Genomic DNA, 16,147 nt, shown 5'->3' with positions numbered 1-16,147 from the left:
GGTGTGATGGCTGGCGAGAAGACCGAAAAGCCCGTCCTGCTTTCAGGTGGCAATCCGCAGATCGCCAAGGGCTACGGCGATGGGCCGGTCCAAGCCTATATCGCGGCGATGCCGGGTTGGAAGAGCGATATCGGACAGCGGCTGGATGCGCTGATCGAGAGGGCGGTGCCTGATGTCCACAAGGCGGTGAAGTGGAATTCGCCGTTCTACGGCATCGAGGGCGATGGCTGGTTTCTCGGCTATCATTGCTTTGCGAAATACATAAAGCTGACCTTCTTTCGCGGCACCTCGCTCGACCCGGTGCCGCCGGTCGCCTCAAAGACACCGGAAACGCGCTATTTCCATATCAACGAAGGCGACGACATGGATGAAGCCCTACTTACCGAGTGGATACGGCAGGCAAGTAGGCTTCCCGGCGAGCGCCTGTAACGACTTCCCGGCGAGCGCCTGTAACGAACGGAGACGACCATGGCTGCGATGCAAAGCGATGCACAATCCCCTTCCGACCTGATCGACGGGCGGATCGCCGAGCTTGCCGACTGGCGCGGCGAGACGCTGGCGCGCGTGCGCGCCCTGATCAAGGAAGCCGATCCCGATGTCGTCGAGGAATGGAAGTGGCGCGGCGTTCCCGTCTGGGAGCATGACGGCATCCTCTGCACCGGCGAGACCTATAAGGCCGTGGTGAAGATGACCTTCGCCAAGGGCGCTTCGCTGGAAGATCCGGCCGGGCTCTTCAACTCCAGCCTCGACGGCAATACGCGCCGCGCTATCGATTTTCGCGAGGGCGAGGCCATCAGGGAGGAGGCGCTGAAGGCGTTGATCCGCGCCGCCGTCGCGCTCAACCAATCCTCCCGTGCGAAAAAGAAGGCGTAGGGCTGCCGGGAGGCGTGCCCCGCCGGTCACGATACCGTGTCCGCAAAATGCCCCATTTTCCCAACAAGACTCGGTGCATGCGTCGGTTTGTAAGGTATCAATCCGGCGAAATACGCTCTAGACTTGCCGAAACGGTTGAAATCGCGCGCCGCATTCTGCATGTGACAGGCTAGCGCGGTACATGTACCGAACGCCCGGGCGCGCCTCCGCGAGGAGCTGCCATCTTCGGGCCCGACAACGAGGCATGAGAGTGACACAAACGCCAGCCACGCCCCTGCTCGACAAGGTCCGCATCCCGGCGGACCTGAAGGCCGTCGAAGACCGTGACCTGCCGCAACTGGCGGCGGAGCTGCGCACGGAAATGGTCGACGCCGTCTCGCGCACCGGCGGGCATCTGGGCGCAGGCCTGGGCGTGGTGGAGCTGACCATCGCCATCCACAAGGTCTTCGATACGCCGAAGGACCGGCTGATCTTCGACGTCGGGCACCAGTGCTATCCGCACAAGATCCTCACCGGCCGTCGCGACCGCATCCGCACGCTGCGCCAGGAAGACGGCCTTTCCGGCTTCACCCGCCGGGCCGAGAGCGAATACGACCCCTTCGGCGCCGCCCATTCCTCGACCTCGATCTCCGCCGGCCTCGGCATGGCGGTCGCCGCCGACCTTTCGGGCGAACACCGCAACGTCATCGCCGTCATCGGTGACGGCGCCATGTCGGCCGGCATGGCCTACGAAGCGCTGAACAATGCCGGCGCGCTCGATGCCCGCCTCATCGTCATCCTCAACGACAACGACATGTCGATCGCCCCGCCGACGGGCGCGATGAGCGCCTATCTGGCGCGCCTCGCCTCCGGCCGCACCTATATGGGCTTCCGCGAACTCGGCAAGAAGCTGACGGCCTATCTCGGCAAGAAGGTCGACCGCGCCATCACCCGCGCCGTCGAGCATGCGCGTGGTTATGTCACCGGCGGCACGCTCTTCGAGGAAATGGGCTTCTACCATATCGGCCCGATCGACGGTCATTCCTTCGAGCATCTCCTGCCCGTGCTGCGCAATGTGCGCGACAATTCCAAGGGCCCGGTCCTGATCCACGTCGTCACCCAGAAGGGCAAGGGCTATCCGCCTGCGGAAGCGGCCGCCGACAAGTATCACGGCGTCAACAAGTTCGACGTCATCACCGGCGCGCAGGCCAAGGCCAAGCCGAATGCGCCCGCCTATACCTCCGTCTTCGCCGATGCGCTGGTGCAGGAAGCGGGCTTCGACGACAAGATCGTCGGCGTCACCGCCGCCATGCCGAATGGCACCGGCCTCGACAAGCTCGCGAACGCTTATCCCTCTCGCACCTTCGATGTCGGCATTGCCGAGCAGCATGCCGTGACCTTCGCCGCCGGCCTTGCCGCCGAGGGCTACAAGCCATTCTGCGCGCTCTATTCCACCTTCCTCCAGCGCGGCTACGACCAGGTGGTGCACGACGTCGCCATCCAGGGCCTGCCGGTGCGCTTCCCCATCGACCGCGCCGGCTTCGTCGGCGCCGACGGGCCGACCCATGCCGGCTCCTTCGACACGACCTATCTTGCAACGCTCCCCGGCTTCGTAGTGATGGCCGCCGCCGACGAGGCGGAGCTGAAGCACATGGTGCGCACCGCCGCCGCCTATGACGCCGGCCCGATCTCCTTCCGCTACCCGCGCGGCGAAGGCGTCGGCGTGGACCTGCCGGCGCGCGGCGAAATCCTGGAGATCGGCAAGGGCCGCGTCGTCAAGGAAGGCACGAAGGTCGCCCTCCTCTCCTTCGGCACCCGCCTTGCCGACTGTCTGCTGGCCGCCGAAGACCTCGATGCCGCCGGCCTTTCCACCACGGTTGCCGACGCGCGCTTCGCCAAGCCGCTCGACCACGACCTCATCCGCCAGCTTGCCCGCAACCACGAGGTCCTCATCACCGTCGAGGAGGGCGCCGTCGGCGGTTTCGGCAGCCATGTGCTGCAATTCCTCGCATTGGAGGGCCTGCTCGACCAGGGCCTCAAGGTGCGTCCCATGGTGCTGCCGGACGAATGGATGGAACAGGCAAAGCCCGAGGCGATGTATGCCAAGGCCGGCCTCGACCGCGCCGGCATCGTCTCCACCATCTTCCAGGCACTCGGCCAGAAGGCCGTCGCGGATGTGGGCGCGGCGGGCTGAGGCACCCTCATCCGCTTGCCGGGGCTTGCCTCTTTGCCGCCGAAGCGGCATGAGAGGCGCATGTCCCACACCAGCGAAACCATCCGCCTCGACCAGCTCCTGCTGAATGCCGGCCTCGTCGCCAGCCGCTCGCGGGCGCGCGATGCAATCACGCGCGGCACCGTCACGGTGAACGGCCGCGTCGTCACCAAGCCGAGCGCCAGCTTTCCGGCCTCCGCCACCCTCGCTATCGACGATCCGGCACAGGCCTATGTGTCGCGCGCGGCGCTGAAGCTGACGGCGGCGCTCGATCGGTTCGGGCTCGATCCCAAGGGCCTCGACTGTCTCGATATCGGCGCCTCCACCGGCGGCTTCACGCAGGTCCTGCTGGAGCGCGGCGCGGCGCATGTCGTCGCCGTCGATGTCGGCCATGACCAGATGCATCCCCGCCTTCGCGCCGATCCGCGCGTCACCAATCTCGAAGGGCTGAACGCGCGGGCGCTCAGCCGGACCGATCTTGGCGGACGCACCATCGGCGCGGTCGTCTCCGATGTCTCCTTCATCTCGCTGAAGCTTGCCCTGCCGCCGGCGCTGACGCTGGCCGAGCCCGGTGCCTTCTGCGCCCTTCTCGTCAAGCCGCAATTCGAGGCGGGGCGCGAGGCTATCAGCAAGGCGGGGCTTCTGAAGGACCCGGACAGCGCCCCCGCCGTGGCGGCGGAGCTGGAACGCTGGCTGGTCGAGGAGATGGGCTGGCAAAACCTCGGCCTCGTGCCGTCGCCCATCACCGGCGGCGACGGCAATCACGAATTTCTTCTTGGAGGGCGAAAGCCATGACGACGGAAACCCTCACCATCGCGCGGCTCGGCAGCGGCGGCGACGGCATCGCCGAGGCGCCGGGCGGCCCGGTCTATGTGCCCTTCACGCTGCCGGGCGAGACGGTCGCCGTGGCGCGGGTGAAGAACCACGGCACCGTCATGTCCATGTCGGTCGTCTCGCCCGAGCGGGTGGAGCCGCCCTGCGTGCATTTCGGCCCGGATGGAAAGAACGGCACCTGCGGCGGCTGCACGCTGCAACATGCGAGCGACGCTCTCTACCACGACTTCAAGCGCGGCCTCGTCGTCAACGCCCTGAAAGCTAAAGGCCTGACGCCGGATGTCGCCCCGCTCGTCATCGCCCGGCCGGGCGAGCGCCGCCGCGTCGCCTTCACCGCGCGCAAAACGGAAAAAGGCATGCTGCTCGGCTTCAACCAGGCCGGCAGCCACCACATCGTTTCCATCGAGCACTGTCCCATCGCCAGCGACGGCATCGTCTCCCGGCTGGAGGACATCCGCCGGGTGGCCGCGGCCATCGCGACGTCGAGCGAGCCCTTCCGCCTGACGGTGCTGGAAACCGCGACCGGCCTAGACCTCGCCTTCGAGGGCGTGAAGAAGGTCGGCGACCGGGAGCGACGGGCCGTCACCGAATGCATCCTTTCGCTGCGCGGCATCGCCCGCGTCTCCAATGACGGCGAAATCCTCATCGAGCCGGTGAAGCCGGAGATCGACTTTGCCGGCGTGCGCGTCTTCCCGCCGGCGGGCGGTTTCACGCAGGCGACGAAGTCCGCGGAAGAGGCCATGGCCGAACTGGTGCTGGACGCGCTCGGCAAGGCCAAGCGCGTCGCCGACCTCTTCGCCGGCTCCGGCACGTTTGCGCTGCATATCGCGCGCAAGGCCAAGGTCCATGCGGTGGAGGGCGACGAGAAGGCCATCAAGGCGCTGGACCACGCCGCCCGCAACACGCAGGGGCTCAAGCCCGTAACGGTGGAGCGGCGCGATCTCTTCCGCCGCCCGCTGATGACCTCCGAACTCAAGGTCTATGACGCCGTGGTCTTCGACCCGCCGCGCGCCGGCGCGGAGGACCAGTGCAAGGAACTCGCCCGCTCCGGCGTGAAGACCATCGTCGCCGTCTCCTGCAACCCGGTGAGCCTTGCCCGCGACCTTTCCATCCTCACCGCCGCCGGCTACCGCATCCGCCTCGTCACGCCGATCGACCAGTTCCTCTGGTCGGCGCATGTAGAGGCGGTGGCGGTGCTGGAGAAAGCCGCATAGCAAAAGGCCCGGAGCGATCCGGGCCTTTCGTTTTCCTGGGCTTCTATGTTCAAGCCGCGCGGCGCGACGGGGTGGCGTGGGAGGCGGCTCCCGCCCCCAGCCTGAACTGCGCCAGCAGCGTGTTGAGGGCTGCGGCCTCGGCGGCCAGGCCATGGCTGGCGGCGGTCTGTTCCTCCACCATGGCGGCGTTCTGCTGCGTGCCCTGGTCCATCGTGTTGACGGCGGTGTTGATTTCCTGGAGGCCGGTCGACTGCTCGCGGGCGGCAGTGACGATGGCGTTCACATGGCCGTTGATCTCCTGCACCTCCCGGACGATAGCCTCGAGGGCGGCACCCGTCTCGCCGACGAGGGTCACGCCGGAGCGCACCTGATCGCCGGAAGTGGTGATGAGCGCCTTGATCTCCTTGGCGGCGTTTGCCGAACGCTGGGCAAGTTCCCGCACTTCCTGCGCCACGACCGCAAAGCCCTTGCCGGCCTCACCGGCGCGGGCGGCTTCGACGCCGGCATTCAGCGCCAGAAGGTTGGTCTGGAAGGCGATGTCGTCGATCACGCCGATGATGTTGGAGATCTCGTGCGAGGACTTTTCGATGCCCTGCATGGCGTTGACCGCGCGGCGGACCACTTCGCCGGACTTTTCGGCGCCGGTGCGGGTGCGCGAGACGAGCGAGCCGACTTCCTCGGCACGGCGGGTCGAGTCCTTGACGGTGGTGGTGATCTCCTCCAGCGCCGCTGCGGTTTCCTCGACGGAAGCCGCCTGCTGTTCGGTGCGGCGGGCGAGATCGTCCGCGGCCGAGCGGATTTCCGTCGCGCCGGCATCGATGGCGCGGGCGTTCTGGCCAACGGTCGTCATCGCTGTGTGCAGCTTGGTCAGCGAGTGGTTGAAGTCCGTGCGCAGGCGGTCGAGGTGGCCGGCGAAGGGTTCTTCGATACGGTGGGCAAGGTCACCCTCGGCGAGGCGGCCGAGGCCATCGGCCAGCGCCTCGACGGCGTGCTGGATCTCGGCGGCTTCGTGGGCCTTCATCGCCTCGCGCTCGCGGCGTTCGCTTTCGGAAAGCACGCGGCCCTCCTCGGCGGCGTTTTCGAGACGCGTGCGCTCGATGGCATTGTCGCGGAAAACGGCGACGGCGGCGGCCATGCGGCCGATCTCGTCGCGTCGCTCCTCGCCGGGGATTTCAGTGCCGACATCACCGGCGGCAAGCCTGTCCATGGCGACGGTCATGTCCTTGACCGGGCGCACGACGAGGCGCGACAGCACAGTGGCGAGGAAGCCCATCATGACGATGACGGCGAGCACGGTGGCGATCGTCGCGGCGATGCGGAACTGGTCGATGGCCGAGAAGGCCATGCCGCTGTCGATGGTGAAGCCGAGATACCATTCCACCGACGGCAGGCCCGTGACCGGCACGAAGGAGACGAGCACCGGCTTGCCGTCATAGGTCGTGTGCACGATGCCGCTGCCGATGGCGGGCGTCGCTTCGGGGAAGGCGTCTGCGAGCGTCTTGGTAACGAGCGCCTGGTTCTTGTGCACGAGGATTTGGCCGTCCTTGCTGACGAGGAAGGCAAAGCCCGCGCCGCCGAGATCGACCGAATTGACCATGTCGACGAGGGACTTCAGCGAGAAGTCGCTGCCGGCGACGCCGACGAGCTTGCCGTCACGCTTGACGGGAACCGCCGCGGTGATGACGAGGTCGCTGGTGGAGGCGTCGACATAGGGCTCGGTCAGCACGCCGCCATTCGCCTTGACGGCGTCCTGATACCAGGGACGCTGGCGCGGATCGTAGCCTTCCGGCATGTCCGACTTCGGCCATTGCGTGAAGACGCCCGCCTCGTCGCCGACATAGGTGGAGATGAACTGGCTGCTCAGGACCTCGTTGTCCAGAACGGCTTCGGTGCCGGCCGGGTCGGTGGATTTCGCGGCCGCGTTGGCGGCCATTTCGGTCAGCGCCACGCGGCCGTTCAGCCAGTTGGCGATGCTCTGGGCGGCCTGCTTGCCGGAACTGTCAATGCTCTCCTCGACGGATTTCGTCAGCACGGAGCGCTGCAGGCTGTCGATATAGAGGGAAAAGCCGGTGAAGGCGGCGATGACGACGAGGGACGCGACGACAAGGATGCGCGTCATGAGATTGGAGCGTCTGGACACGGTAGCGGTGTTCCTTCCGATCGCCGGCGCAAAAGCGCCGGCGCTATGCTGAACGGCATGCCGGAGGCGAGGTCGACCGCATCATGCGGCAGCCGGCTGGATCGCCGGGAGAATGCCGCACCATAGGAAAACGTGTTTAAGGTCCTCTTAAAATTGACGGACCACAAATGGGGGACGCCTATCCTTTGCCCCGCGCCATGAAGGCCTCGAAGGCGGCGCGCGCCTCGGGGCTCTTCAGTTGCGCGGCGAAATGGCCTGCCTCCTCGTCGATCCGCGCTGCGACCTCCGCCCGGTCGCCGCGAATGAGACTGCGGGCGATGGCAAGAGCCTTCGGCGGCTTGGCGGCAAGGCGTCGTGCGGCGGCAAGCGCCTCGTTCTCCACGGCGGCCGGCTCCACGACTGCATAAACGAGGCCGGCATCTTTTGCGGTGGCCGCCGAAAAGCCTTCTCCGGCGGCCAGCAGCGCAAAGGCGCGCTGGTGGCCCATCAGGCGCGGGGCAAGGAGGCTGGAGGCGGCTTCCGGCACGAGGGCGAGGTCCACGAAGGGCGTCCTGAATTCCGTGCGGATGGAGGCATAGGTGAGGTCGCAATGCAGATGGATGGTTGTGCCGATGCCGATGGCAAGGCCATCGACGCCGGAGACCAGCGGCTGGCCGTGGGCGGCGAGCGCGTGGAGGAAATCGATCACCTCGCGGCCCATCGTGCCGCCCATGGCGAAGGCCATGAAGTCGTTGAGGTCGTTGCCGGCGGAAAAGCAACCTTCGGAGCCGAGAAAGACGGTCGCACGCACGCCGTCGTCCGCATCGCCCGCCCTCAGCGCGTCGGTCATCGCCTGATACATGGCGCGGGTGATGGCGTTCTTCTTTTCCGCCCGGTTGAGGCGGATCACCTGCACCCCGGGGGCGCTTTCCGGGCGCTCGATCAGGATATGGTCGGTCATCGACGTGGGTTCCTTTATTCGGTTGCAATCCCCCCTCTGCCTGCCGGCATCTCCCCACAAGGGGGAGACAGATAGAGGCTTGCCACCGTTCCAAAATGATTGCCACCGGGGCGGCACATTAAGCCCCTCCCCCTTGTGGGGAGGGGTTGGGGAGGGGTGTTATTCCAGAACCACCCGCGCTGCTTCCAGGCTGGCGGCACCGGACATCACCCGGTCTCTCAGCGCCGCCGTCTCGCCGATGACATTCTCCGCGGCAAAGCGGCAGAGGGCGGCGCGTTCGGCATTGCGGCCGTCGCCGCCATCGGCGAGCGCGCCCTTGGCGAGGTATGCGCCGGTGAGCACGAGGCCGAAGAGGCGCTGGTAGGGCGTCGCGCCGGCAAGCGCTTCGGCCTGCCGGCCGTCGGCGAGCGTCGCAAGCAGCCATTCCGTGGCCGCTTCGAGATCGGCGATGGCGGCCTCGAGGCGCGCGCCCGTCTCGCCGAGTTGCGGCGCATTCGCGGCGCTCGCCTTTGCCGCGATCGCATGCAGCTCGGCGATGAAGCCGCGCACGTGGCTGCCATCCGAAAGCGGCAGCTTGCGCGTGACGAGATCGATGGCCTGAATGCCGTTGGTGCCTTCGTAGATCGGCGCGATGCGGGCGTCGCGGTAGAGCCGCGCCGCGCCCGTCTCCTCGATGAAACCCATGCCGCCATGCACCTGCACGCCGAGCGAGGCTACATCGACGCCGGCATCGGTGGCAAAGCTCTTGGCGATGGGAGTGAGGAGGCTCGCGCGCTCCGCCCAGTGCTGCGCCTCCTCGCCATGCGCCATGTCGACGGCATGGGCGCAGGCATAGGTGATGGCGCGGGCGCCCTGCGTCAGCACCTTCATGGTCAGGAGCATGCGGGCGACATCCGGATGTTCGATGATCGGACTCATGCCAGAACCCTGCCAGCCGGGCGCCTTGCCCTGCGTGCGCTCCTTCGCATAGGCGATGGCCTTCTGCGTCGCGGCCTCGGCGATCGCCACGCCCTGCATGCCGACGGCGAGGCGGGCGTTGTTCATCATGGTGAACATGCAGGCAAGGCCGCGGTTCTCCTCGCCGATGAGCCAGCCGATAGCCCCCGGCTCATCGCCGAAGCGGCCGTCACCGTAAATCATGGTGCAAGTCGGCGAGCCGTGGATGCCGAGCTTGTGCTCGATGGAATGGCAATAGGCGTCGTTGCGCGCGCCGAGCGACCCGTCGTCGTTGACGAGGAACTTCGGCACGAGGAAGAGCGAGATGCCGCGCGTGCCGGCCGGCGCATCCGGCAGGCGGGCAAGGACGAGATGCACGATATTGTCGGTGAAGTCATGCTCGCCATAGGTGATGAAGATCTTCTGGCCGAAGAGGCGGTAGGTGCCGTCGGCGCGGCGCTCGGCGCGGGTCTTCATGACGCCGAGATCGGAGCCGGCATGCGGCTCGGTGAGGTTCATCGAGCCCATCCACTCGCCCGAGATCATCTTCGGCAGATAGGTGCGCTTGAGATGGTCGGAGCCGTGGGCCGCCAGCGCCTCGACGGCGCCGATGGTCAGCGTCGGGCCGATGGCGAAAGCCATGGAGCCGCCGTTCCACATTTCGAGCGCGGCGACATGCAGCATGTGGGGAAGCCCCTGCCCGCCGAAATCGGGCGAGGCCGTCAGCGAATTCCAGCCGCCTTCCGCCCAGGCCTTGTAGAGCGCCGGCCAGCCATCGGGCATCTTCACCACGCCGTCGGCGAGGCGGGCGCCCTGCCTGTCGCCGATCTCGGCGAGCGGCGCCACTTCCTCGGTGGCGAAACGGCCGGCTTCGGAGAGGATGGCATCGACGAGATCGTCCGTGAGGTCGCCGAGATGGCCGCCTTCCAGCGCCGGGGTGAGTCCCGCCACATGCTTCAGCGTGAACGCAATCTCCTCGACCGGCGCCTTGTACATCTCTATCCTCCTCCATCGCGCCCGAACCATGGGCGCCGCTTGCTGGCCGGAAGATTATTGATTTTTACGTAAACGTCAATATTCGACAACATATTCCCGAAGAGAAACGGGCCGGCCGGCGAGGAGCCGGTCGACCCGTTTGCATGCCGCAGCGCCATCGGACGCCTTGAAGACGGAACCTCAGCGATAGGGCGAGATGCACTGGCGGCGCGGCCCGTGATAGGGCTGGAACGTGTTGTCATAGGCCCGGTACGAGCGGTAGCGGTTGGCGCACCAGCGCACATGCGAACTGCCGCCGCGATAGTAGCCGCGGTCGTTCGCCACCGCGCTGCCGATCATGGCGCCCATACCCATCATGGCGAAGGGAACCCAGGCATCGCTGTGATGGCGGTGGCGGTAATAGCCGTAGCGTGGGCCGTGGCGATAGTAGCGCGGCCCATGGCGATAGTAGCGACCCCGATCATAGCGGTTATGGCGCGGGCCATACCCACTGCGGTCATGGCGCGGCCCATACCCGCTACGGTCATGGCGATTCCAGTTTTGGCCGCCCGAATTCCGCCACTTGCGCCAGTAGCGCCGGTCCGCGACGCGCTGGACCACACTAGCACCGTCGTCGGCCGGCTGCACCTTCACCACCGGCAGCGGCATGGCCCCAGCCGGCACGACAGGCGTTGCCGCAAAGAGGGCGGAAATGGCGACGACGAGGCATTTGCTTGTAAGTCTCATGGCATTTCTCCCGGATCGATTGCCGCGCGCAAAGCGCAAGGCTTTGATGCTGAAACGCAAAACGGCCCGGATGGTTCCGCCCGCCGGAACCGGCAGGCATCGCTTAGCGCTTCGTTAACCATGATAGCCGCACCATGGGTGCTTGCGAAGGACCTGAGATTCGCAAGGAGCGTCCATGAATCCGCAGCTTTCCGGCCTTGCCGCCCTCCTCCTCCCGTCGACCCTTGCCCTTGCGGCACAGGCCGCGGATGTCGAGCCGTGGAAGACGCCGGAGAATGCCATCGTCATCGATGCCTACGAGTTGAACGAGATCGACTGGTCCGAGATGCTCGCCGACAAGCGCATCGCCGGCTTCATCTCCAAGGCCTCGGACGGATTGCCGGAAAGCTATAGCTGCAAGGGCGACCACAATGGCGACACGGTCGCGCATTGCAGGACGATGTGGCGCAAATATGCGGTGAGCCGCGAGCTCTACGAGACGCGCCGGCTGCTCGCCCGCTCGAAGGGGCTGCTCTGGGGCGCCTATCACCTGGCGCGGCCGGGCGACCCGATCGAGCAGGCCAACCATTTCCTCGACTATGCCAATCCGCGGGACGACGAGATGATGGTGCTCGACATCGAGGGCATCGATGCGGACAACTACATGTCGCTCGAGGATGCGCAGGTCTTCGCCGGCCATGTCAAGACGCGCACCGGCCGCTATCCGGTGCTCTACACCAACCATGCCACCGCCCGGTACATCGCCGCCAACCGCGACAGGTACCGCATCCTCTCGCGCCTGCCGCTCTGGTATGCCCGCTACAAGCCGGCCATCGCCGGCAGCTTCCCGATGGGCAACTGGGAGAATTACGCGCTCTGGCAGTTCTCCGCCGCGGCCAATTGCACGAAGCGCCGCTGCCCATACCGCGTGAAGGGCACGGAAAGCGATATCGACGTCAATGTGGCACCGATGGACAAGGCGGCGCTGCGGCAGGTCTGGGCCTTCGGCAGCCTCCTGCCCGAAAAGCCGTTCGAGCCGGTGGACGATATCCTCACCGCCTCCATTCCGGCGACGGGCGCGCTGAAGGCCTCCGTCGAGGCCTCGGTCGCCACCGGCGCGGCGGCGCAGACGACGGGCGTGATCACCCTTGCCTCCGGCACCGCCGCCACCTTCTCCGTCAGCGTTTCGGCCGATGCCACCGCCGGCCTTGCCGCGACGGGCGCGGCGACGGTCACCCCCGGCCGCAACCTCGTCGAAGTGACGCCGCTCAACTACCAGGACTTCTGACTACCAGCCCCCGCCGCCACCGCCGCCGCCACCCCCGCCGGACGAGCCGCCGCCGGATGAGAAGCCGGAGGACGAGCTTTTCGGCGGATCGGGCAGCGAGGAGCGCATCGTGCCCGCCATGGAGCCGGCAAAGCCGCCCATCCGGTCGGAGAAGCGGCCCGAGGAGAAGCCGTCGCCGTGATACCAGGCGGGCTGGTAGGCGGCAGCAGCCCCGGCGGCCGCGGCCGTCAGCAGCCAGCGGTCGAAGGTCTGCGACCACGGCTTCTCGACGCCGAGCGCAACCGCATAGGGCAGCAATGTCTCGTAATGACGCGGCGACATTTCCGGCGCGCCGGCCATGTTCATGCGGTCCTTTTCGGCAAGCGTCAGGTACTGGCGCAGCCCTTCGATGCCGTCCATCATCCTGCGCCCCACCGGCGTCGGCGCTCCCATCAGGAAGAAGAAGACCAGATTGGTGACGACGATGCCGCCGATGGCGGCAAAGAGCGGCAATTGCCCGGCCGCCTCCACCGAGACGAAGGTCGCCAGCGCGATGCCGCCGAAGACGGTCAGGAGGATGAAGCCGACGAAGGCGATGAGCGCGACGGCGAAGATGCGCGCGCCGAGGGTCCTCGCCTGCCGCAGGTTCTGCCCGAGCCCAGCCGCGAAGACCGAGATGAAGATCGAGGCGAAGACGGGCATGACGACGAGCGCGATGCCCTCCTCCGGCAGCGAGCCGAAGATCAGCAGCGCTGCAAGGCAGGCGAGCGTCAGGACGATACCGCCGATCGCCTGCGGCCAGTTGGCGTGGTAGTATTTCTGCCGGTGCTCCTTCTCCATCGCGTCGCGAAAATCGCGGCCGAGCTTCTGGACGCTTCTGCCGTTCGATTTCTGGATGGAGAAATGGCTGCCCGCCGCCGGCAGGGCGGCCAGCAGCGTCGCCTCGCCGGTCGGCAGCGGGCCTGGCACCGGCTTGTCCGTGCGCGTCACGGTGATGGAATTCTTGAGGTCGCTGAGTTCCACCAGTCCCTTGACGGCGAGGTTGAGGAAGGCCGCCGAGATCGCCGTCCAGCCGTGGCCGCCGAAACCCTTCTCGTCGATATAGTTGACCAGCCCCGGGGAAATGCCCTCCGGCGCATCCCAGCGCGGCACGACCACGCCGCGCGGCGGATCGCGTCCGACGGTAAGCCAGGCCCAGAGATAGTAGGCAAGGACGAGCGCGAAGCCGCCGAAGGCGAGGAAGAGATTGCGGTTGTCCTTGAAGAACAGCGCGCGCTCCTCGGCAGCCGTCGGCTTATCGATACTGCCGGCAGGCATCTTCACGCCGATGGTCAGGCCCTCCTGCGGGCCGAGCGCGCGCGTCGTCTCGAAGAGCGCGCGGTTGCCGCGGTTCTCGGCGCGGGCGTTCCTCTCCGTCGCGCCATAGGGGCCGGTGAAGTAGGTGAGTTCCTGCGTGCTGACACCCGCCGGCAGCGTCACCGTGGCGCTCGCCCGGTGGATGGGGAAGGCCCATTCCGTGCCGGTGACGTTCCAGAAGAGTTCGTCATGCGTGTCGAAGAAGCGGATCTGCCGGCTCGTCTCGTAGGTCAGGCGATAGTCGTGGAAACCCGGCGCGAGCTGCGTGTCGGACGAGCCGAAGAAGATACGGATGCCGTGGCGGATGCTCTCCGTGTGATAGGGCTCCGGCCGCCCGTCCCGCTCGACACCGAGGATCTTGAAGCCGACCTCCTTCTCGCGGCCGTCCGCGTCGGTGAAGGTCAGCGGAAAGTCGCGGTAGATGCCGCGGCGGATCCGGTTGCCCTCGGCGTGGACGCGCATCGTCTCGGTGACGGTGAGCATGCCGTTCCTCGCCACGACGATATCGGAATTGTAGCGGTCGAAATATTCCTCCGCGCGCGCCACGCCTCCCGCAAGAAGGCAGAACCACAGGGCAAGGAGGGCGGCGATCCGCGTCATCGGGCGCTCCGGGTTCAGAACTTCACCGTCGGCACGGCGCGGTCGGCCGGGTTGTCGATCTCGAAATAGGGCGCCTTGGCGAATTTGAAGAGGCTGGCGAGGAGGTTCGACGGGAAGCTCTCGACCTTCACGTTGAGATCGCGGGCCGCGCCGTTGTAGTAGCGCCGCGACATCTGGATCTCGCCCTCGATGGTCTCCAGCGTCTGCTGCAGCTCGGCGAAGTTCTGGTTTGCCTTGAGGTCCGGATAGGCCTCGGCAAGGGCGAAGATGCGGCCGAGCGCCTGGCTCAGCATGCCCTCTGCCTGCGCACGGCCGGCGACGTCGCCAGCGGGGATGGACTGCGCCCGGTTGCGCAGCTCGACGACCTTTTCCAGCGTCTCCTTCTCGTGCGCGGCATAGCCCTTCACGGTTTCGAGGAGGTTGGGGATGAGGTCGGCGCGGCGCTTCAACTGCACATCGATGCCGGACCAGGCCTCCTCCTTCATCTGCCGCGCCCGCACGAGGCCGTTGTAGATGACGATGGCATAGATGACGACCACCGCCGCGATTGCGAGACCAATCATGCGCTTCAAAGCTCCCTGTTCGCGTTTTCCGGGAGATTAGCATCCGAAACGCCGCTGGAAAGCCCCGGAGGCCGCTTTCCTGTAACCGCGGGAACCGCGCCGCCGGTCGCCTTGCCCGATAGTTGCTTCATCGACCACCCGAACCCGAAGCAGCCGCCATGAAAACCCTCGCCCTCTCCATCAACGTCCTCGGCTTTGCCGCCCTCTTCCTCGCCTATGCGACGGGCGCTTCGGTCGAGCGGCCCTCGGGTGTGCGCCGGGCCCTCCAGACCTATGCCGGCCAGCTCCCGACCGGCGCCTATCCGACGCTCAAGCCGGTTTGGCAGCTGGGGGTGACGGTTTCGGCGAAGGTTTGAAGAAGGAGAGAAAGGATTGCCCCTCATCCCCCTGCGGGGACCTTCTCCCCGCAAGCGGGGAGAAGGGGAGGATGCAAGGTTTTCCCAAAGCTTGGATGGGTAGGAAGCCGTTTCTCCATCCCCTTCTCCCCGCTTGCGGGGAGAAGGTGGCGGCAACCGGATGTGGGGCGATCCCGTTCAGGCCGCGTCCTTGGTCCAGTTCGCGCCGCCCGCATCCGTGAGCAGGAAGGCCTCGCCGCAGGCCTTGGCCAGCGTGCGCACGCGCAGGATGTAGCTCTGGCGCTCGGTGACGGAGATCACGCCGCGCGCGTCGAGCAGGTTGAAGACGTGGGACGCCTTGATGCACTGGTCGTAGGCCGGCAGCACGCATTTGTGCAGCGCGTTGGTATCGCCCGGTGCGCCGGCCGCGAGAAGCGCCTGGCACTCCTTCTCCGCGTCGATGAAGTGCCGGTGCAGCATGGCCGTGTCGGCATACTCGAAGTTATGGCGGGAATATTCCTGCTCGGCCTGCAGGAAGACATCGCCATAGGTGATCTTCTCGTCGCCCTCGCGGCCGTTGAAGTTGAGGTCGTAGACGTTGTCGACGCCCTGCACATACATGGCGAGGCGTTCCAGGCCATAGGTCAGCTCGCCCGCGACGGGCGCACATTCGATGCCGCAGACCTGCTGGAAATAGGTGAACTGCGAGACTTCCATGCCGTCGCACCAGCACTCCCAGCCAAGGCCCCAGGCGCCGAGCGTCGGGCTTTCCCAGTCGTCCTCAACGAAGCGCACGTCATGCAGCAGCGGATCGAGGCCGATGGCGGCGAGCGAGCCGAGATAGAGCTCCTGCAGGTTCGACGGGTTGGGCTTCAGGATGACCTGGTACTGGTAATAGTGCTGGAGGCGGTTCGGGTTCTCGCCATAGCGGCCGTCCGAGGGGCGGCGCGAGGGCTGCACATAGGCCGCCCGCCAGGGCTTCGGGCCGAGCGCGCGCAGGGTCGTCGCCGGGTGGAACGTGCCCGCGCCCACCTCCATGTCGTAGGGCTGGAGCACCGCGCAGCCCTTGTCCGCCCAGTAGTTGTGCAGCGTCAGGATCAGCCCCTGGAAGGAGCGGGTCGGATTCATGTGGTCGGGCAGGGCGGTGGAGGTCATCGGTTTCGTGTCCGGGCATTCTGGAAGAGCTTGCGGACTGGT

At 66.6% G+C, this 16,147-nt stretch carries 14 protein-coding genes; 7 read left to right on the top strand and 7 right to left on the bottom strand.

From position 1 onward, the window contains the following. The first annotated feature begins 6 nt into the window (after window positions 1–6). From DSD28_RS00990 to DSD28_RS00970, 5 genes are all read left to right on the top strand, one after another. Window positions 7–429 carry a DUF1801 domain-containing protein gene (locus DSD28_RS00990; protein WP_119254489.1) on the top strand — a complete coding sequence of 141 codons (423 nt, stop codon included), beginning with the start codon at window positions 7–9 and terminating at the stop codon, window positions 427–429. A gap of 39 nt (window positions 430–468) precedes the next feature. Continuing rightward, window positions 469–873 carry a DUF1801 domain-containing protein gene (locus tag DSD28_RS00985; protein WP_119254488.1) on the top strand — a complete coding sequence of 135 codons (405 nt, stop codon included), beginning with the start codon at window positions 469–471 and terminating at the stop codon, window positions 871–873. A 250-nt stretch (window positions 874–1,123) separates the two neighbouring features. Then, complete coding sequence (gene dxs, locus DSD28_RS00980; protein ID WP_162911168.1) at window positions 1,124–3,046, top strand: 1-deoxy-D-xylulose-5-phosphate synthase; 1,923 nt, start codon at window positions 1,124–1,126, stop codon at window positions 3,044–3,046. Window positions 3,047–3,106: 60 nt separating this feature from the next. Beyond that, window positions 3,107–3,859 carry a TlyA family RNA methyltransferase gene (locus tag DSD28_RS00975; protein ID WP_119254486.1) on the top strand — a complete coding sequence of 251 codons (753 nt, stop codon included), beginning with the start codon at window positions 3,107–3,109 and terminating at the stop codon, window positions 3,857–3,859. Further along, window positions 3,856–5,112, top strand: a complete 1,257-nt coding sequence (locus tag DSD28_RS00970) for a class I SAM-dependent RNA methyltransferase (RefSeq protein WP_119254485.1) — start codon at window positions 3,856–3,858, stop codon at window positions 5,110–5,112. The genes DSD28_RS00975 and DSD28_RS00970 overlap by 4 nt, the downstream gene beginning before the upstream one ends. Before the next feature lie 49 nt (window positions 5,113–5,161). On the opposite strand, the gene DSD28_RS00965 is transcribed toward DSD28_RS00970, so the two are convergent. The 4 genes from DSD28_RS00965 to DSD28_RS00950 form a co-directional block, all read right to left on the bottom strand. After that, window positions 5,162–7,231 (bottom strand): methyl-accepting chemotaxis protein, encoded by a 2,070-nt coding sequence (locus tag DSD28_RS00965; protein WP_245424722.1) that lies wholly within the window; start codon window positions 7,229–7,231, stop codon window positions 5,162–5,164. Window positions 7,232–7,430: 199 nt separating this feature from the next. Beyond that, window positions 7,431–8,192: a crotonase/enoyl-CoA hydratase family protein gene (locus DSD28_RS00960; protein ID WP_119254483.1), complete on the bottom strand. Its 762-nt coding sequence runs from the start codon at window positions 8,190–8,192 to the stop codon at window positions 7,431–7,433. Between the two features lie 159 nt (window positions 8,193–8,351). Further along, entirely contained in the window at window positions 8,352–10,124 is a 1,773-nt protein-coding gene (locus tag DSD28_RS00955; RefSeq protein ID WP_119254482.1) for an acyl-CoA dehydrogenase, read from the bottom strand. Between the two features lie 180 nt (window positions 10,125–10,304). Further along, entirely contained in the window at window positions 10,305–10,850 is a 546-nt protein-coding gene (locus tag DSD28_RS00950) for a BA14K family protein (RefSeq protein ID WP_245424698.1), read from the bottom strand. Window positions 10,851–11,025: 175 nt separating this feature from the next. On the opposite strand from DSD28_RS00950, the gene DSD28_RS00945 reads away from it, so the two are divergent. Next, window positions 11,026–12,117 (top strand): glycoside hydrolase family 25 protein, encoded by a 1,092-nt coding sequence (locus tag DSD28_RS00945; protein ID WP_119254481.1) that lies wholly within the window; start codon window positions 11,026–11,028, stop codon window positions 12,115–12,117. Here DSD28_RS00945 and DSD28_RS00940 read toward each other — a convergent pair whose 3' ends face one another. Together DSD28_RS00940 and DSD28_RS00935 are read right to left on the bottom strand one after the other, a co-directional pair. Beyond that, complete coding sequence (locus DSD28_RS00940; protein ID WP_119254480.1) at window positions 12,118–14,052, bottom strand: DUF2207 domain-containing protein; 1,935 nt, start codon at window positions 14,050–14,052, stop codon at window positions 12,118–12,120. A 14-nt stretch (window positions 14,053–14,066) separates the two neighbouring features. Next, window positions 14,067–14,615 (bottom strand): LemA family protein, encoded by a 549-nt coding sequence (locus tag DSD28_RS00935; protein ID WP_119254479.1) that lies wholly within the window; start codon window positions 14,613–14,615, stop codon window positions 14,067–14,069. A 158-nt stretch (window positions 14,616–14,773) separates the two neighbouring features. On the opposite strand from DSD28_RS00935, the gene DSD28_RS00930 reads away from it, so the two are divergent. Then, entirely contained in the window at window positions 14,774–14,971 is a 198-nt protein-coding gene (locus tag DSD28_RS00930) for a hypothetical protein (RefSeq protein WP_119254478.1), read from the top strand. 177 nt (window positions 14,972–15,148) lie between these two features. Here the strand turns inward: DSD28_RS00930 and DSD28_RS00925 are convergent, their stop codons facing one another. Further along, window positions 15,149–16,105 (bottom strand): glycine--tRNA ligase subunit alpha, encoded by a 957-nt coding sequence (locus tag DSD28_RS00925; RefSeq protein WP_119254477.1) that lies wholly within the window; start codon window positions 16,103–16,105, stop codon window positions 15,149–15,151. Between the last annotated feature and the right edge of the window lie 42 nt (window positions 16,106–16,147).

The organism is Shinella zoogloeoides (assembly GCF_003574625.1).
Classification (GTDB): Bacteria; Pseudomonadota; Alphaproteobacteria; order Rhizobiales; family Rhizobiaceae; genus Shinella; species Shinella zoogloeoides_A.
The sequence above is the reverse complement of the archived record's forward strand: the minus strand, read 5'-3'. Positions and strand labels throughout refer to the sequence as shown.

Coding starts and splice junctions, on each gene's coding strand:
- DSD28_RS00990 (WP_119254489.1), top strand. CDS start 7: ATGGCTGGCGAGAAGACCGAAAAGCCCGTCCTGCTTTCAGGTGGCAAT.
- DSD28_RS00985 (WP_119254488.1), top strand. CDS start 469: ATGGCTGCGATGCAAAGCGATGCACAATCCCCTTCCGACCTGATCGAC.
- DSD28_RS00975 (WP_119254486.1), top strand. CDS start 3,107: ATGTCCCACACCAGCGAAACCATCCGCCTCGACCAGCTCCTGCTGAAT.
- DSD28_RS00970 (WP_119254485.1), top strand. CDS start 3,856: ATGACGACGGAAACCCTCACCATCGCGCGGCTCGGCAGCGGCGGCGAC.
- DSD28_RS00965 (WP_245424722.1), bottom strand. CDS start 7,231: ATGACGCGCATCCTTGTCGTCGCGTCCCTCGTCGTCATCGCCGCCTTC.
- DSD28_RS00960 (WP_119254483.1), bottom strand. CDS start 8,192: ATGACCGACCATATCCTGATCGAGCGCCCGGAAAGCGCCCCCGGGGTG.
- DSD28_RS00955 (WP_119254482.1), bottom strand. CDS start 10,124: ATGTACAAGGCGCCGGTCGAGGAGATTGCGTTCACGCTGAAGCATGTG.
- DSD28_RS00950 (WP_245424698.1), bottom strand. CDS start 10,850: ATGAGACTTACAAGCAAATGCCTCGTCGTCGCCATTTCCGCCCTCTTT.
- DSD28_RS00945 (WP_119254481.1), top strand. CDS start 11,026: ATGAATCCGCAGCTTTCCGGCCTTGCCGCCCTCCTCCTCCCGTCGACC.
- DSD28_RS00940 (WP_119254480.1), bottom strand. CDS start 14,052: ATGACGCGGATCGCCGCCCTCCTTGCCCTGTGGTTCTGCCTTCTTGCG.
- DSD28_RS00935 (WP_119254479.1), bottom strand. CDS start 14,615: ATGATTGGTCTCGCAATCGCGGCGGTGGTCGTCATCTATGCCATCGTC.
- DSD28_RS00930 (WP_119254478.1), top strand. CDS start 14,774: ATGAAAACCCTCGCCCTCTCCATCAACGTCCTCGGCTTTGCCGCCCTC.
- DSD28_RS00925 (WP_119254477.1), bottom strand. CDS start 16,105: ATGACCTCCACCGCCCTGCCCGACCACATGAATCCGACCCGCTCCTTC.